A 14,944-nucleotide genomic window follows, 5' to 3' on the forward strand; every position below is an offset into this window, starting at 1 on the left:
ACTGCAATCGGCGGCGAAGGATGTCCCGCCAAAGAACGGCACCCCGGCACCCAAGCTTGGTTCGACAGAAAGAACGCGCCCCGCCTTACCCGGCGGAGCGCGTTCTTCGGTAGTGCTTTGCAGTTAGGCCTGGCGGTTAGTGCCGGGCCTCTCCGGTGGAACCGCCCACTGCGGAACTTCCGGCGGGGCTGGGCACCGAAGCGGCGAGTTCGGCGGACTCCGCCGTCTGGCGCGGTTCGTCAGTGCCGGCGTCGACGTTCATGCTCGCCTCGTCGAAGGGCCGTTCGCGGTCCAGGACCGCGGTGACCTGGTCCTTGTCGATTTCCTTGGTCCAGGTGCCGATCAGCACGGTGGCGACAGCGTTGCCGGTGAAGTTGGTCAGGGCACGGGCTTCGGACATGAAGCGGTCGATGCCCACAATCAGGCCCACGCCCTCGATCAGGTCGGGACGGTGCGACTGCAGGCCGCCGGCCAGGGTGGCCAGGCCTGCGCCGGTGACGCCTGCGGCGCCCTTTGACGCGATGATCATGAAGACCAGCAGGGAAATCTGCTCCCCCAGTTCCAACGGCTTGCCCATGGCCGAGGCGACGAACAGTGCCGCCATGGTCAGGTAGATGGCGGTTCCATCGAGGTTGAAGGAGTAACCGGTGGGGACCGTGACACCGACAACCGGCTTGGAGATACCAAGGTGTTCCATCTTCGCGATCAGGCGCGGCAGGGCCACTTCCGAGGACGACGTGGAGAAGATCAGCAGGTATTCGCGTCCCAGGTACCGCATCAGCTTGAAGATGCTGACGCCGGTCACCAGTTTCAGCAGGCCGCCCAGGATGACGACGATGAAGAGGATGCAGGTGATGTAGAAGGCGACCATCAGGGTTGCCATGCTCACGATTGCCTGGATGCCGGTTTCGCCGACGACGGCGGAAATGGCACCGAAGGCGCCGATGGGCGCCAGCCACATGATCATCATGAGGATGCGGAAGACCAGGGCCTGGATGTAGCCGATGCCCTTGAGTACGGGAGCTCCGGCAGTACCCATCTTCTGCAGCGCGAAGCCGACCAGCAGGGCAACAAAGAGGGTCTGCAGGATGCTTTCACCGGTAAGGGAAGCCAGCAGCGTGGTGGGGATGATGCTCAGCAGGAAGCCGGTCATTCCCTCTGACTCTTCGGGAGCTGACGGCGCGGCGTCACCCGACGCCTGCAGGTCCAGTCCCTCACCCGGGTGGATCAGGTTGCCGACCACGAGCCCGATGGCGAGGGCGAAGGTGGACATGATGATGAAGTAGCCCAGCGCCAGACCGCCGACTTTGCCGACCGTGGCGGCTTTGGCAATTGATCCGATGCCTAGGACAATGGTGCAGAAGATGACCGGGGCGATCATCATCTTGATCAGGTTGATGAACCCGGTCCCGAGGGGCTTCAGGGACTTGGCGAACTCCGGGGCCAGCAGTCCGAGTACGGCACCGAGGACAACCGCCGCAATGACGGCGATGTAGAGGAAATGTGTTCTGTCCCGCTTGGGGCTCTTCGGTGAGCCCTCGGAGGGATGTGCGGCAGCTGCCATGACGGACTCCTTGTCGAGTTTTTTATCGACTCCAATCTTCCATCAGCAGTGTGATGCCAGTCACTCTTGTGTTCATACTGTTCTCAACACAACTCCTAACGCAGTCGTAACGAATCGCAATCAAAGGACGAAAGTGCACCGTGGCACCCTGGCCGGCCGGTTGTTCCTGGCCCAGCTCGTCTTCATCCTGTGCACCTCGGGCGGAATAGCCTGGGGTTTGTACCAGCAGGCCGAGGAGAGCACCTACGAGGAGACCGGTCAGCGGATGCTGGCCGTGGCTGGAACCGTTGCCGCCAGCAGCACGGTCCGCACCGCTGTCGACTCCCCCGAGCCCGCCCTGCAGGACTACGCGCGTGAGGTGATGGACCGCGTGGGCATCGATTTCCTGACGATCATGGATACCGACCGCACGAGGTTCACGCACCGGAACCCGGAGCAGATCGGTAAGGCCTACATCGGCTCCGTGGACCAGGCCCTGGCCGGGGAGAGCTTCACGGAGACCTACACGGGCACCCTGGGCCCCTCGGTCCGCGCCATCACACCGGTGTACGACGACGCCGGCAACGTCACCGCGCTCGTCGCCGCCGGCATCACCGTGGACCGGGTAGGCATTGCCCGGGATGCACGGCTTCCGGAACTGTTTGCCATTGATGCGGCGGCCCTGGCCCTCAGTGCGGTGGGCTCCTACGTGCTGAGCCGCTATCTGCGCCGTGCCACCCGGGGGCTGCGCCCCGCGGAGCTGACGCAGCTGTACGCCTTTTACGATGCGGCCCTGCACTCGGTGCGCGAGGGCCTGGTGCTGCTGAACGACCGCGGACAGCTGGTGCTCTACAACGATGAAGCCGCCGTCCTCCTCGGCCTGCCGCCGGCAGGCACAGCAGCGCCGGGGCAGGAGCTGCCGGATTTGCCCGGCCCGCTCGCATCCCTGCTGCGCTCGGGCCGGAATGCCCGCGAGGAAATCCACCTCACCGGCGAGCGCATCCTGGTGGTCAACCAGTCCGCGGCGGTATCCGCAGGACCGCACGGCAGGCGTTTCGGTACCGTCACTACGCTGCGGGACCATACCGACGTCGAATCCCTCACCGGCGAGCTGGCCTCCATGCGCACGCTGGCCGATGCCCTGAGCGCCCAGGCCCACGAGCATGCCAACCGGGTGCACACGCTGGCGTCCCTGATTGAGCTGGGCCGCAGTGACGAAGCACTGCGGTTCGCCACGGCCGATCTGGAACAATCCCAGCAGCTCGCCGACGAGGTTCTGGCGTCGGTGGAGGAACCGGCGGTAACCGCCCTGCTGATGGGCAAGGCCGCCCAGGCCCGCGAGCGCGGCATTGCGCTGGACATAGTGGTGGAATCCGGGACGGAACGGTTCAGCGGGGCCGGAGTGCCACCGGTGGAACTGGTCACGATCATCGGCAACCTGCTCGATAACGCCTTCGACGCCGCGGAGCACTCGGTGGTCCTGCAGCTGGGTTGTGGTGACGGCCAGCTGCTGATCGACGTGCAGGACGACGGCCCCGGCGTGGATCCCTCAATACTCGAACATATATTCGAACAGGGTTTCAGCACCAAGGAATTGGCGGAAGGCCGGCTGCGCACCGGCCGCGGGATCGGACTGGCCCTGGTGCGCCAGGCTGTGACGCGGCTTGGCGGCAGCATCCGGGTGCTGGGTGGGCCCGGTGCCTGCTTCAGTGTGGAGCTGCCCGTTCCGGCGCAGGCTCCCGCTCCCGCTCCCCTGGCGGAGGTAACCCCATGAGCGGATATTCCCCCGGTTCCGACGTCGGCGTGCTGGTGGTCGAGGATGAGGAGATTCCCGCAGAGGCGCACGCAGAGTATGTCCGCCGGGTGCCGGGATTCCGGCTGGCAGGTATCGCCCGCACGGGCGCCGAGGCCCTGGAGGCACTCAAGGCCGCCGAATCTGCCCCGTCAGGCAGCGAAGCGGAGATCGGTCTGGTCCTGTTGGACATGAACCTGCCGGATCTGCACGGCCTGGACCTGCTGCGCCGGATCCGCGGGGCAGGACTGCCCGTGGACGTCATCGCCATCACCGCGGTCCGGGACCTGGCAGTGGTCCGCAGTGCCATGTCCGGCGGCATCGTCCAGTACCTCATCAAGCCGTTTACGTTTTCGGCGTTCAGCACCAAGCTGACCGCCTATGCCGAGTACCGGCGCCGGGTGGCACAGCAGGCGGCGTCCACCACGCAAAACGAAGTGGACAACGCCTTTGCGGCCCTGCGTCCTGCCGTCCCCGCTCCCTTACCCAAGGGACTGTCCGGGGAGACACTAGCCGCCGTCGCGGATCTGCTCAAGCGCGCCCGGGCGCCGCTGTCCGCAGCCGAAGCGGCGGAGGCGCTGGCGATGTCCCGGATCACCACGCGCCGCTACCTGGAGTATCTGGCGGACCAGCAGTCGGTGCTGCGCTCGCCGAGGTACGGCACCCGGGGCCGGCCGGAGCTGGAATACAGCTGGCGCCGGTAGGACCGGCTGGAGGCTGCCGCTAGGGAACCGGCCGCAGCACCGTCGCCAGGGCCTCAAGCACAGCGGGATCCTCAATGGTGGAGGGCACGGTGTGCGGAACGCCGTCGGCGATCTGGCGCATGGTCTTGCGCAGCACCTTCCCGGACCGGGTCTTGGGCAGCGCGTCCACCACGAACACTTCCTTGAAGTCCGCCACCGGGCCGATCTGCGAGCGCACGAGCTCGACCAGCTCGGCACGCAGCACCGCGGCGTCGATCTCCATGCCGGCCTTGAGCACCACGTAGCCGGAGGGGCGCTGGCCCTTGACCGGATCCGCGATGCCGATCACCGCCGCCTCGGCGACCGCAGGGTGGGAGCCGACGGCCTGTTCCATGGCGCCGGTGGAGAGCCGGTGCCCGGACACGTTGATGACGTCATCGGTGCGGCCCATCACGAACACGTAGCCGTCCTCGTCCACGTAGCCGGAGTCCCCCGTGGCGTAGTAGCCGTCAAAGACGTCCAGATAGGCCGCACGGTAACGCTCGTCGCTGCCCCACAGGGTCCGGACGGTACCGGGCGGGAGCGGCAGCTCGAGGGCAATGTTGCCCTCGGTGCCCGCCGGTACCTGCTTTCCGTCCGGCCCCAGGATCCGCACGGTGAATCCCGGCACCGGAACGGTGGGCGACCCGGCTTTGACCGGCAGCTCCTCCAGGCCCACGGGGTTGGCACAGATGGCCCACCCGGTTTCGGTCTGCCACCAGTGGTCGATTACCGGCACACCCAGTGCGGTCCCCGCCCACTCCAGCGTGGCCGGGTCCAGGCGCTCGCCGGCGGCAAAGAGGTGCCGCAGCCGGGACAGGTCGTAGCGACCGGGTTCGACGGCGTCGGGGTCCGCCTTCCGGATGGCCCGCAGCGCGGTGGGCGCAGTGAAGAGGACGTCGACGCCGTGCTCGGCTGCCACCCGCCAGAAGGCTCCGGCGTCCGGGGTGCCCACGGGTTTGCCTTCGTACAGCACAGTGGTGGCGCCGGCGATCAGCGGGCCGTAGACGATGTAGGAATGCCCGACCACCCAACCGACGTCGGAAGCCGTCCACATCACCTGCCCCGGACCGATCCCGTAGATGTTCTCCATGGACCACGCCATCGCCACGGCATGGGACCCGTTGTCCCGCACCACCCCCTTGGGTGCGCCGGTGGTGCCGGAGGTGTAGAGGATGTACAGCGGATCGGTGGCGGCCACGGGCACCGGTCCGGCGGGGTCTGCGTCGGCGGCGAGCGCGGCCCAGTCATGCCAGGCTGCGCCGCCGGTACCGTCAAACTCCTCCCGGGTGGAGGTGAAGCCGGTCCGTTCGGCCACGACGACGGCGGCCACCCGGTGTGCGGCGATTTCCAGGGCCTCGGCGACGGCTGGCAGGTATTCGACGGCCCGTTTGGGTTCGAGCCCGCCGCTGGCCGTCACGATGACCGTGGGACCGGCGTCGTCGATCCGGGCCGCAAGCTCCCGCGGCGCGAAACCCCCGAAGACCACGGAGTGGACCGCGCCCAGCCGGGCGGTGGCCAGCATGGCGATGACGGCCTCGGGAATCATCGGCAGGTAAATGACCACCCGGTCCCCCGGCCCGACACCTTGGCCGCGCAGCACCCCGGCGAAGCGTTCGGTTTCCGTCAGCAGCTCGCTGTAGGTGTAGGTGCGGCTGGTGCCGAGCATGGCGGAGTCATAGACCAGTGCTGCAGTGTCTCCGCGGCCGGCCGCCACGTGCCGGTCCAGGGCGTTGAAGGAGGTATTGAGCTCCGCGTCCGGATACCAGGAGTACAGCGGAGCGTTGGCGTCCTCCAGGGCGCGGGACGGCGGCTTCTCCCAGTCCACCAGCGCGGCGGCGGCCAGCCAGAACCCCTCGGGGTCGGTGCTGCTGCGGGCGTAGGCCTGTTCATAGGCTCCAGCGGTCTGCGCGTCCATGAATCCTCCTTGATCCGGCGTGGTACGCGCCATCGTACTAGGGGCATGGACGCGGGGCCTTCTGGAACGCAGATGTATGTGGGGAGAAAATCTCCTAAAGTCCAGCAGCTTCTTCGTCGGTCAACTCAATCTCCTGACCGTTGTCGCCCACCCAGCGGTACGGCTGCTGCCCAGCTGCCGCGTCAACTCGTTTGATGAGTGTGTAGGTCGCGCCGTCTTGAATCTTTATCTCCATGGCCGAGAGGCTACTCCATCCGGCGGCCGCCCGCCGCAGGCCCGAATCCAGTGGGCAGGCAGCGGCGGCCGGCCGCGGAACAGCGGAGCATCCAGGGAGAGTCTGTATACAAGACCACGGTTGAGAGGCGCCAATGTGACCGCGGATACGCTTTGAGCCCCACTCGTGTATACACTGTGGAGAACGTGACGCAGATATCAAGGAGGCGCACCATGCGGGCAAGTGACCGCGCATACGCCGCCCTGCGGCAGGACATCGTGGACTGGAAGCTGACCCCCGGGACCGTGCTGGGTGAAGTGGAGCAGTCCGAACGCCTGGGTGTTTCCCGCACTCCCCTGCGGGAAGCACTGAGCCGCCTGAGTGCTGACGGGCTGGCCGCCCCGCACAGCGGACGCGGCGTCGTCGTTACGGGCATCTCCCTCGACACTGTCTCCGAGCTCTTTGAACTGCGCCAGGCCCTGGAATGCAAAAGTGCAGCCCTGGCGGCGGTGCGCGGGCAGGCATCGGTTTTCCACGGGCTGGTATCCCGGTTCCGTTCCGCCGGCAGCCTGATCAGCACCGACGACCAGCAGAACCGCAGCCGGTACTACGAGCTGGTGGCCGAGCTGGACTCCGCCATCGATGCCGCAGCCGCCAACTCGTATCTGACCCAGGCCCTGGGCAACGTACGCCTGCACCTGGCCCGGGTGCGCCGCCTGGCCAAGGACAATCCCGAACGGCTGCTGGAAACCGCCGGCGAACACGCCACCATTGCCGCAGCCGTTGCCAGCGGGGACCCGGACCTGGCGAGCGCGTCCGTCTCGGTCCACCTGCACAAAAGTCTTGAACACCTCCGATCCGCCCGGATCGCTTCCCCTGACAGCACCATCCCCGAGAAAAGGACCACCCCTTGAACCTGAACAAAGTCCGCGTCTACCGCAGCGACGAAAAACTGGCCCGCGAAGACCAGCTGGCGTACAAGATCGCCAAGGTAGCGGCCGATCCCGTAGAGGTCACCGAAGACGTCACGGACATGGTCATCAACCGCATCATCGACAACGCCTCCGTGGCCATCGCCTCCCTGAACCGGGCTCCGATCGTTGCCGCCCGCGCCCAGGCGCTGTCCTTCTCCCCCTCCGCCCACGGCAAGGGTGCCTCTGTCTTCGGCGTCCTCGCCAAGACCTCCCCCGAATGGGCCGCCTGGGCCAACGGCGTGGCCGTGCGCGAACTCGACTACCACGACACCTTCCTCGCCGCGGAGTACTCCCACCCCGGCGACAACATTCCGCCCGTCCTCGCCGTCGCACAGCACACCGGCGCCTCCGGTAGGGACCTGATCCGCGGCATCGCCACCGGCTACGAGATCCAGGTCAACCTGGCCAAGGCCATCTGCCTGCACAAGCACAAGATCGACCACGTGGCCCACCTCGGCCCGTCCGCCGCCGCCGGCATCGGCACGCTGCTGGGGCTCGACGTCGACACCATCTTCCAGGCCGTCGGCCAGGCCCTGCACACCACCACGGCCACCCGCCAGTCCCGCAAGGGCGAGATCTCCACCTGGAAGGCGCACGCCCCGGCCTTCGCCGGCAAGATGGCCGTCGAGGCCGTGGACCGGGCCATGCGCGGCCAGACCTCCCCCACCCCCATCTACGAAGGTGAAGACGGGGTCATTGCCTGGATGCTCGACGGCCCCGAGGCCGCCTACGAAGTGCCGCTGCCCGAAGCCGGCGAAGCCAAGCGCGCCATCCTGGACACCTACACCAAGGAACACTCCGCCGAGTACCAGGCCCAGGCCTGGATCGACCTGGCCCGGAAGATTCATGGCGAGCACCCCGAAGCTGCGGATCCGGCGAACGTGGAAAGCGTCCTCATCGCCACCTCGCACCACACCCATTACGTGATCGGCTCCGGCGCCAACGATCCGCAGAAGTACGATCCCACCGCCTCGCGCGAGACCCTGGACCACTCGATCCCGTATATCTTCACCGTCGCACTGCAGGACGGCGCCTGGCACCACGTGGACTCCTACTCCCCCGAACGCGCCGGCCGGCCAGACACCGTGGAGCTGTGGCACAAGGTCACCACCGTGGAGGATCCGGAGTGGACCCGCCGCTACCACTCGCTGGACATCAGCGAGAAGGCCTTCGGCGGCAAGGTGACCATCGTCCTGACTGACGGGACCGTCATCACCGACGAAATCGCCGTCGCCGACGCCCACCCGCTCGGCGCCAAGCCGTTCACCCGGGAGCAGTACATCACCAAGTTCCGCACCCTGGCCGAGGGCCTGGTATCGGCCGAGGAAGTCGAACGCTTCCTCGCCACCGTCCAGCGGCTGCCCGAACTGGCCGCGGGACAGCTGGACCAGCTGAACATCAACGCCGCAGAGGGCGTCATCAACCCCGCCGCCGCACCGAAGGGACTCTTCTAGATGCTGTACTCCTCCGTAACCCCCGAGGCCAAGCGGGTTGCCTTCCGCGAAGGACTGGCCTCCGGCACCCTGCAGCAGTTCCCGGGTGCATTCAACCCGCTCTCGGCCCGCCTGATCGAGGAGAAAGGGTTCGACGGCGTCTACATTTCCGGCGCCGTCCTGGCCAATGACCTCGGCCTGCCGGATATCGGCCTGACCACGCTCACCGAGGTGGCCACCCGCGCCGGCCAGATTGCCCGGATGACCAACCTGCCGGCCATCGTGGACGCGGACACCGGGTTCGGCGAACCGATGAACGTGGCCCGCACCATCCAGGAACTCGAAAATGCCGGCCTGGCCGGCTGCCACATTGAGGACCAGTTCAACCCCAAGCGCTGCGGACACCTGGACGGCAAGAACGTGGTGGACACCGACACCGCGGTCAAGCGGATCCGCGCCGCAGCCGATGCCCGCCGGGATCCGAACTTCCTGATCATGGCACGCACCGACATCCGCGCCGTGGACGGCCTGGAAGCGGCACAGGACCGGGCACGCGCCCTGGTCGACGCCGGCGCGGACGCCATCTTCCCGGAGGCCATGAAGTCCCTCGAGGAGTTCGCGGCCATCCGTGCCGCCGTCGACGTGCCGATCCTGGCGAACATGACCGAGTTCGGCAAGAGCGACCTGTTCACCTACGACGAGCTGGCCTCGGCAGGCGTGAACATGGTGATCTACCCGGTGACCCTGCTGCGCAGCGCCATGGGCGCCGCCGAGCGCACCCTGGAGACCATCAAGGCGCACGGCACCCAGCAGGCCGATGTGCCGAACATGCTCACACGTGCGCGTTTGTATGAACTGGTGGATTATGAGGCGTACAACCAGTTCGACACGTCCGTTTTCAACTTCCAGGTCCCGGGCACCCGCTAGGACCCGCTCCGCATTTCCTGCACGACGAAGGAGTCAGCAACAATGACAGACACCCAGATCCACAAGGGCCTGGCGGGGGTACTCGTAGACACCACCCGCGTTTCCAAGGTCAACCCGGAAACCAACTCCCTGCTCTACCGCGGCTACCCGGTCCAGGAACTGGCCGCCCGCTGCAGCTTCGAAGAGGTGGCCTACCTGCTGTGGAACGGGGAGCTGCCCACTGAGGAGCAGCTCGCCGAATTCACGGAGGGGGAACGCAGCCAGCGTGCCCTCACCCCCGAGCTGAAGGCCGTCATTGACGCGCTGCCCGTGACCTGCCACCCGATGGATGTGTGCCGTACCGCGGCATCGGTCCTGGGTGCGTCCCATGCGCAGGCCGGGGATTCCTCGGTCCAGGCCAACATGGACAAGGCGGTCAGCCTCTTCGCTGCCATGCCCGCCGTCGTCGCCTATGACCAGCGCCGCCGCCGCGGCGAGGACGTCGTGGATCCGCGCGATGACCTGGACTACTCGGCGAACTTCCTTTGGATGACCTTCGGCGAGGAAGCCGCTCCCGAGGTAGTCGAGGCGTTCAACGTGTCGATGATCCTGTACGCGGAGCACTCCTTCAACGCGTCCACCTTCACCGCCCGGGTAATCACCTCCACGCTCTCCGACCTGCACTCGGCCGTGACCGGTGCCATCGGTGCGCTCAAGGGCCCGCTTCACGGCGGCGCCAACGAAGCGGTCATGCACACGTTCGCCGAGATCACCGAGAGCGCGGCGGGCGGCGACGTCGCAGCCCACGCAGCGGCCTGGCTGGACGAGGCGCTGGCAGAGAAGAAGAAGATCATGGGCTTCGGCCACCGGGTCTACAAGAACGGCGATTCCCGGGTGCCGACCATGAAGGCGTCCCTGGACAACATGGTCAAGCACTACGACCGTCCGGACATGGGTGAGCTCTACACTGCCCTGGAATCGGCCATGGGTGAGCGCAAGAACATCCTGCCGAACCTGGATTACCCGGCCGGTCCCGTGTACCACCTGATGGGTTTTGACACGCTCACCTTCACGCCGCTGTTCGTGGCCGCGCGGATCACCGGGTGGACGGCGCACATCATGGAGCAGCTCGAAGCCAACTCCCTGATCCGGCCGCTGAGCGAATACAACGGAGCCGAGGAGCGGCACCTGCCGTAACCGCAGCATTCCCAGGGGCCGTCTTCGGAGTTTTCGCGAAGGCGGCCCCTTTGCGTTCGGTGCAGCTAGGAAAAGACGACGCTGGCGACGTTGACGTTGTCGTCCGCGATGGTGATCACGGCGTTGAAACAGTCGCCGGCCAGGAGGCGCGGCATCCAGTGGGCCGAGTCCGCCCACATCTGCGGGTACGGGATGGCGGTTACTGGATACCAGGCCGGAAGGATCTCGTCTGTCTCCACTGGTTCGCCGTCCCAGCGGGACGTTGTGAAGAGGACGGTGGACATGTCCAGGCCGGGCTGGGCCGGGAAGATCCACTCGATGGTGCCGGCCCGCTGCAGATCCGCTTCACGGACGATGACGCCGGACTCCTCCTCCACCTCGCGCACCGCGGCCTGCTCGGGGGTTTCTCCGGCTTCAATGTGCCCGCCGAGCGTCACCACACGGCCAAGGCCGAAGCCGGTTTTCTTCATTCCCATAAGCACCTGCCGCCCATCCGCCGTCTCCCGGAACAGGAAACAGAGGACAACCGGGGCAGCCCGGTACGGTGCTGCGGGTACGGCCACTACAGTGCCCGCGGGTGGGCCGCGGCGTAGACCTCGCGCAGGGTCTCGGCCGTCACCAGCGTGTAGACCTGGGTGGTGGTCACCGAGGCATGGCCCAGCAGTTCCTGGACCACGCGCACGTCGGCGCCGCCTTCGAGCAGGTGCGTGGCGAACGAATGCCGCAGCGTGTGCGGTGAAACGTCCCGGCCGATATCGGCCTTCTCGGCGGCGTTCTTCAGGATGGTCCAGGCGCTTTGCCGTGACAGGCGTCCGCCCCGGGCATTCAGGAACAGGGCGGGGGTGCCCTTGCCCTTGGCCGAGGCCGCCGGGCGTCCGCGCACCAGGTATTCGTCCAGGGCGCGGGCAGCATAGGACCCCAGCGGGACCAGCCGCTCCTTGGACCCCTTGCCGAACAGGCGGACGACATCCGGTCCCTTGGCGGGAATGCGTTCCAGGGACAGGTCATCCACGTCCAGGCCCACGGCCTCGCTGATGCGCGCTCCCGTGGAATACAGGAATTCGAGCAGGGCACGGTCGCGCAGCCCGGAGGGGTTGTCCAGGGAGACCGCTTCCAGGATCCGGGTGACCTCGTTGACGCTGATGGCCTTCGGCAGGCGCTTGCCGGGCATGGGTGGGTGTACGTCCGACGCCGGATCGGCCGCGGTCATACCTTCGAGCGCCCAGAAGCGGTGCAGTCCGCGCACCGCCACGATGGTGCGGGCGGCGGACCGGACGCTCAGCGCCGAGGCGCCGTCGGACCCTTCGGAAATCGACTGGGCAAACGCCGTGACATCGTGCCGGGAGATGCGGGAAATGTCCTCCACTCCCCTGGCGTCCAGGAAACGGGCATAGCGCAGCAGGTCCCGGCGGTAGGCGTCGAGCGTATTGACCGCCAGACCGCGTTCCACGGCCATGTGCTGCAGGTAGCTGCCGATGGCCCGGCCTGCAGGTGTGGAACGGAGTTCATCCGCCGCGGATTTCATGGTTGCGGCGCGGGAGCGGGCCGGTGCTGCGCTTCCAGCCGCGGCCTTCGACCTGCGTTTGGGTGCGGGCTCCGGCACCGCGTCAGGCGGGGTAGCCGGTGCCGCCGAGTCCTGGACTGCGGGCTCCGGCGTAGCGGGCTGCTGGACGGAGCCGGTGCGGTCCAGCTCGGCCAGGTCGGCGTCGCGCAGCCGGCGGGCTTCTTCCGAGTCCAGATCAAGCTTGAGGGTGGGGTTCAGGCCGGGCAGCTTAATGGCAATGGTGTCATTGTTCGTCGAGCCGCCATCAGCGTCAGCGCTGGGCATTGGTTCTAGCGCACCGGGCCGTTGGCCCAGGTGGAGTGCTGGGAGTGGTGTTCCGGCCAGGGGGCATCAGCCGGCCGCAGGTCACGGAACCCGTTGCCGCGGGCGACGGCGGCAGCCAGGACGGCGGCTACGGCGGAGGGGCTGTGCATACGTCCCTGCAGGGCTGCCTGTACGGCCTCGTCCAGATCCACCCATGCCGTGGTGATTTCGGCTTCCTCGTGGGTCCGGGTGTGCCGGTCCGCCTCGGGGACCTCGGAAATGCCGCGGGCCAGGTAAATGCGCAGGGCTTCCCGGGAGGAGCCGGGCGAGAGGAACAGGTCCGTGAGGACGTTCCACTCCGACGCCACCAGGTCGGCCTCCTCCGCGAGTTCGCGGGCGGCACCGACCTGGAAGTCTTCACCGTCCACGTCGAGCAGCCCGGCCGGGATTTCCCACAGGGTCATCCGGACCGGATGCCGGTACTGGTTGATCAAAAGCACCTGTCCGGCGTCGTTCATGGCCAGGATGGCCACCGCGCCGGGGTGGGCGATGTAGTCACGGACCAGGGGTTCGCCGTCGTCGGTCAGGAGGAATTTCTCCTTGACCACGTCCCACACCGGACCGCTGTAAACCGTTTCCGATTCCAGCAGCGGGCGTGGGCTTTGTTCGTCAGCGAACCCCTCGGTCCGTGCCACGGGGCTAGGCCTTGCCGCTCTGGTGGTCCAGGGCAGCCTTGACGAGTCCGGCGAAGAGCGGGTGCGGACGGGTCGGGCGGGAGCTGAGCTCCGGGTGTGCCTGCGTGGAGACGTAGTACGGGTGCACGTCGGCGGGAAGCTCGACGAACTCCACCAGGCCGCCGTCGGTGGTGGTTCCGGAGAACACCAGGCCGGCATCGGCGATCTGGTCGCGGTACTGGTTGTTGACCTCGTAGCGGTGGCGGTGGCGCTCGGCCACCTCCGTCTTGCCGTAGGTCTTGGCAACCACGGATTCCGGTTCCAGCTTCGCGTCCCACAGGCCCAGGCGCATGGTGCCGCCCATGTCGCCGCCGCCGGCAACAATGTCCTTCTGCTCCGCCATGGTGGCGATGACCGGGAACCGGGTATCCGGTTCGAACTCGGAGGAGGAAGCACCTTCGAGGCCCACCACGTTCCGGGCGTACTCAATGACCATGCACTGCAGGCCAAGGCACAGGCCGAGGGTCGGAAGCTTGTTCTCCCGGGCGTAGGTCAGCGCGCCCAGCTTGCCTTCGAGGCCGCGGATACCGAAACCGCCGGGCACGCAGATGGCATCCGCGCCGGCCAGGGCCTTGGCCGCACCCTCAGGGGTGTCGCAGTCATCCGAGGGAACCCAGCGGATGTTGACCTTGGTCTGGTTGGCGAAGCCGCCGGCACGCAGCGCCTCCGTGACGGACAGGTAAGCGTCCGGCAGGTCCACGTACTTGCCCACGAGGGCAATGTCCACGTGGTGCTTGGGGTTGTGCACGGATTCAAGCAGGCGGTCCCACTTGGTCCAGTTGACGTCCTTGAACTTCAGGTCCAGGTGCTGGACGATGTACGCGTCCAGGCCCTGGGAGTGAAGGGTCTTCGGGATGTCGTAGATGCTCGGGGCATCCGGGCAGCCGATTACGGCATCAACATCGACGTCGCACATGCGGCCGATCTTGTTGCGCATGGCGTCGGGCACCGGACGGTCGGAGCGGATGACGATGGCGTCCGGCTGGATACCGATGGACCGCAGGGCAGCCACGGAGTGCTGCGTCGGCTTGGTCTTCAGTTCCTGGGACGGACCGATGTACGGCACGAGGGACACATGCAGGAAGAAGACGTTGCTGCGGCCGATGTCCTGGCGGACCTGGCGGGCCGCTTCGAGGAACGGCTGGGACTCGATGTCGCCCACCGTGCCGCCGATTTCGGTAATGATGACGTCGGGGGTCTTCTTCGCCTCGGAGGGCAGGCGCATCCGGCGCTTGATCTCGTCGGTGATGTGCGGAATGACCTGGACCGTGTCGCCGAGGTATTCGCCGCGGCGTTCCTTGGCGATAACCGTCGAGTACACCTGGCCGGTGGTCACATTGGCGGAGCCATCGAGGCTCTCGTCAAGGAACCGCTCATAGTGCCCGATGTCGAGGTCGGTCTCGGCACCGTCGTCGGTCACGAAGACTTCACCGTGCTGGAAGGGGTTCATTGTGCCCGGATCCACATTCAAATAGGGATCGAGCTTTTGCATGGTCACCGCTATGCCGCGCGACCTCAACAAATGGCCGAGACTTGACGCTGTCAGTCCCTTACCGAGTGAGGACGCCACGCCACCGGTGACGAAGATGTGTTTGGTCGTAGAAGACGACTTGGGAAACCTGGAATTTGATCGCTGCACCACGGAGTTCGAGCCTATCACCTTTTGTCGTTTCGGGTTTGTCCTGCGTCTGGGTTCTTTCGGAA

13 protein-coding genes are annotated in these 14,944 nt (G+C 66.7%); 6 read left to right on the forward strand and 7 right to left on the reverse strand.

What is annotated here, in order from left to right:
* Nucleotides 1-136: 136 nt before the first annotated feature.
* A complete protein-coding gene (locus QNO10_RS09305; protein WP_229947484.1) occupies nt 137-1,564 on the reverse strand; it encodes a cation:dicarboxylate symporter family transporter in 1,428 nt (475 codons plus the stop codon).
* Nucleotides 1,565-1,697: 133 nt separating this feature from the next.
* On the opposite strand from QNO10_RS09305, the gene QNO10_RS09310 reads away from it, so the two are divergent.
* Together QNO10_RS09310 and QNO10_RS09315 are read left to right on the forward strand one after the other, a co-directional pair.
* Nucleotides 1,698-3,317 carry a sensor histidine kinase gene (locus tag QNO10_RS09310; RefSeq protein ID WP_229947482.1) on the forward strand — a complete coding sequence of 540 codons (1,620 nt, stop codon included), beginning with the start codon at nt 1,698-1,700 and terminating at the stop codon, nt 3,315-3,317.
* The gene (locus QNO10_RS09315) at nt 3,314-4,039 is read left to right on the forward strand and encodes a response regulator (RefSeq protein ID WP_229947480.1); all 726 of its coding nucleotides are present in this window, start codon (nt 3,314-3,316) and stop codon (nt 4,037-4,039) included. The genes QNO10_RS09310 and QNO10_RS09315 overlap by 4 nt, the downstream gene beginning before the upstream one ends.
* A gap of 19 nt (nt 4,040-4,058) precedes the next feature.
* Here the strand turns inward: QNO10_RS09315 and QNO10_RS09320 are convergent, their stop codons facing one another.
* Complete coding sequence (locus QNO10_RS09320) at nt 4,059-5,975, reverse strand: AMP-binding protein (RefSeq protein ID WP_229947477.1); 1,917 nt, start codon at nt 5,973-5,975, stop codon at nt 4,059-4,061.
* Between the two features lie 94 nt (nt 5,976-6,069).
* Nucleotides 6,070-6,210, reverse strand: a complete 141-nt coding sequence (locus QNO10_RS09325) for a hypothetical protein (RefSeq protein WP_229947473.1) — start codon at nt 6,208-6,210, stop codon at nt 6,070-6,072.
* 212 nt (nt 6,211-6,422) lie between these two features.
* On the opposite strand from QNO10_RS09325, the gene QNO10_RS09330 reads away from it, so the two are divergent.
* From QNO10_RS09330 to QNO10_RS09345, 4 genes are read left to right on the forward strand one after another with little or no spacing between them, the layout of a single operon-like run.
* On the forward strand, nt 6,423-7,103 hold the full coding sequence (locus QNO10_RS09330) for a GntR family transcriptional regulator (protein WP_229947471.1): 681 nt from the start codon (nt 6,423-6,425) through the stop codon (nt 7,101-7,103).
* A complete protein-coding gene (locus QNO10_RS09335; RefSeq protein WP_229947469.1) occupies nt 7,100-8,617 on the forward strand; it encodes an MmgE/PrpD family protein in 1,518 nt (505 codons plus the stop codon). Before QNO10_RS09330 ends, QNO10_RS09335 begins: the two co-directional genes overlap by 4 nt.
* Complete coding sequence (gene prpB / locus QNO10_RS09340; RefSeq protein WP_229947466.1) at nt 8,618-9,523, forward strand: methylisocitrate lyase; 906 nt, start codon at nt 8,618-8,620, stop codon at nt 9,521-9,523.
* A gap of 42 nt (nt 9,524-9,565) precedes the next feature.
* On the forward strand, nt 9,566-10,699 hold the full coding sequence (locus tag QNO10_RS09345) for a bifunctional 2-methylcitrate synthase/citrate synthase (RefSeq protein WP_229947464.1): 1,134 nt from the start codon (nt 9,566-9,568) through the stop codon (nt 10,697-10,699).
* Between the two features lie 65 nt (nt 10,700-10,764).
* On the opposite strand, the gene QNO10_RS09350 is transcribed toward QNO10_RS09345, so the two are convergent.
* The 4 genes from QNO10_RS09350 to pyrG form a co-directional block, all read right to left on the reverse strand.
* Nucleotides 10,765-11,262 carry an 8-oxo-dGTP diphosphatase gene (locus QNO10_RS09350; protein ID WP_283995869.1) on the reverse strand — a complete coding sequence of 166 codons (498 nt, stop codon included), beginning with the start codon at nt 11,260-11,262 and terminating at the stop codon, nt 10,765-10,767.
* Entirely contained in the window at nt 11,262-12,224 is a 963-nt protein-coding gene (gene xerD, locus QNO10_RS09355; RefSeq protein ID WP_229947977.1) for a site-specific tyrosine recombinase XerD, read from the reverse strand. The genes QNO10_RS09350 and xerD overlap by 1 nt, the downstream gene beginning before the upstream one ends.
* Before the next feature lie 308 nt (nt 12,225-12,532).
* Nucleotides 12,533-13,201 carry an NUDIX domain-containing protein gene (locus QNO10_RS09360; protein ID WP_229947460.1) on the reverse strand — a complete coding sequence of 223 codons (669 nt, stop codon included), beginning with the start codon at nt 13,199-13,201 and terminating at the stop codon, nt 12,533-12,535.
* A gap of 4 nt (nt 13,202-13,205) precedes the next feature.
* Nucleotides 13,206-14,900, reverse strand: a complete 1,695-nt coding sequence (gene pyrG, locus QNO10_RS09365; RefSeq protein WP_283995868.1) for a CTP synthase — start codon at nt 14,898-14,900, stop codon at nt 13,206-13,208.
* Nucleotides 14,901-14,944 lie beyond the last annotated feature (44 nt).

This window comes from Arthrobacter sp. zg-Y919 (assembly GCF_030142045.1).
Lineage (GTDB): Bacteria > Actinomycetota > Actinomycetes > Actinomycetales > Micrococcaceae > Arthrobacter_B.

Coding starts and splice junctions, on each gene's coding strand:
- QNO10_RS09325 (WP_229947473.1), bottom strand. CDS start 6,210: ATGGAGATAAAGATTCAAGACGGCGCGACCTACACACTCATCAAACGA.
- xerD (WP_229947977.1), bottom strand. CDS start 12,224: ATGAAATCCGCGGCGGATGAACTCCGTTCCACACCTGCAGGCCGGGCC.
- QNO10_RS09315 (WP_229947480.1), top strand. CDS start 3,314: ATGAGCGGATATTCCCCCGGTTCCGACGTCGGCGTGCTGGTGGTCGAG.
- QNO10_RS09305 (WP_229947484.1), bottom strand. CDS start 1,564: ATGGCAGCTGCCGCACATCCCTCCGAGGGCTCACCGAAGAGCCCCAAG.
- prpB (WP_229947466.1), top strand. CDS start 8,618: ATGCTGTACTCCTCCGTAACCCCCGAGGCCAAGCGGGTTGCCTTCCGC.
- QNO10_RS09330 (WP_229947471.1), top strand. CDS start 6,423: ATGCGGGCAAGTGACCGCGCATACGCCGCCCTGCGGCAGGACATCGTG.
- QNO10_RS09320 (WP_229947477.1), bottom strand. CDS start 5,975: ATGGACGCGCAGACCGCTGGAGCCTATGAACAGGCCTACGCCCGCAGC.
- QNO10_RS09345 (WP_229947464.1), top strand. CDS start 9,566: ATGACAGACACCCAGATCCACAAGGGCCTGGCGGGGGTACTCGTAGAC.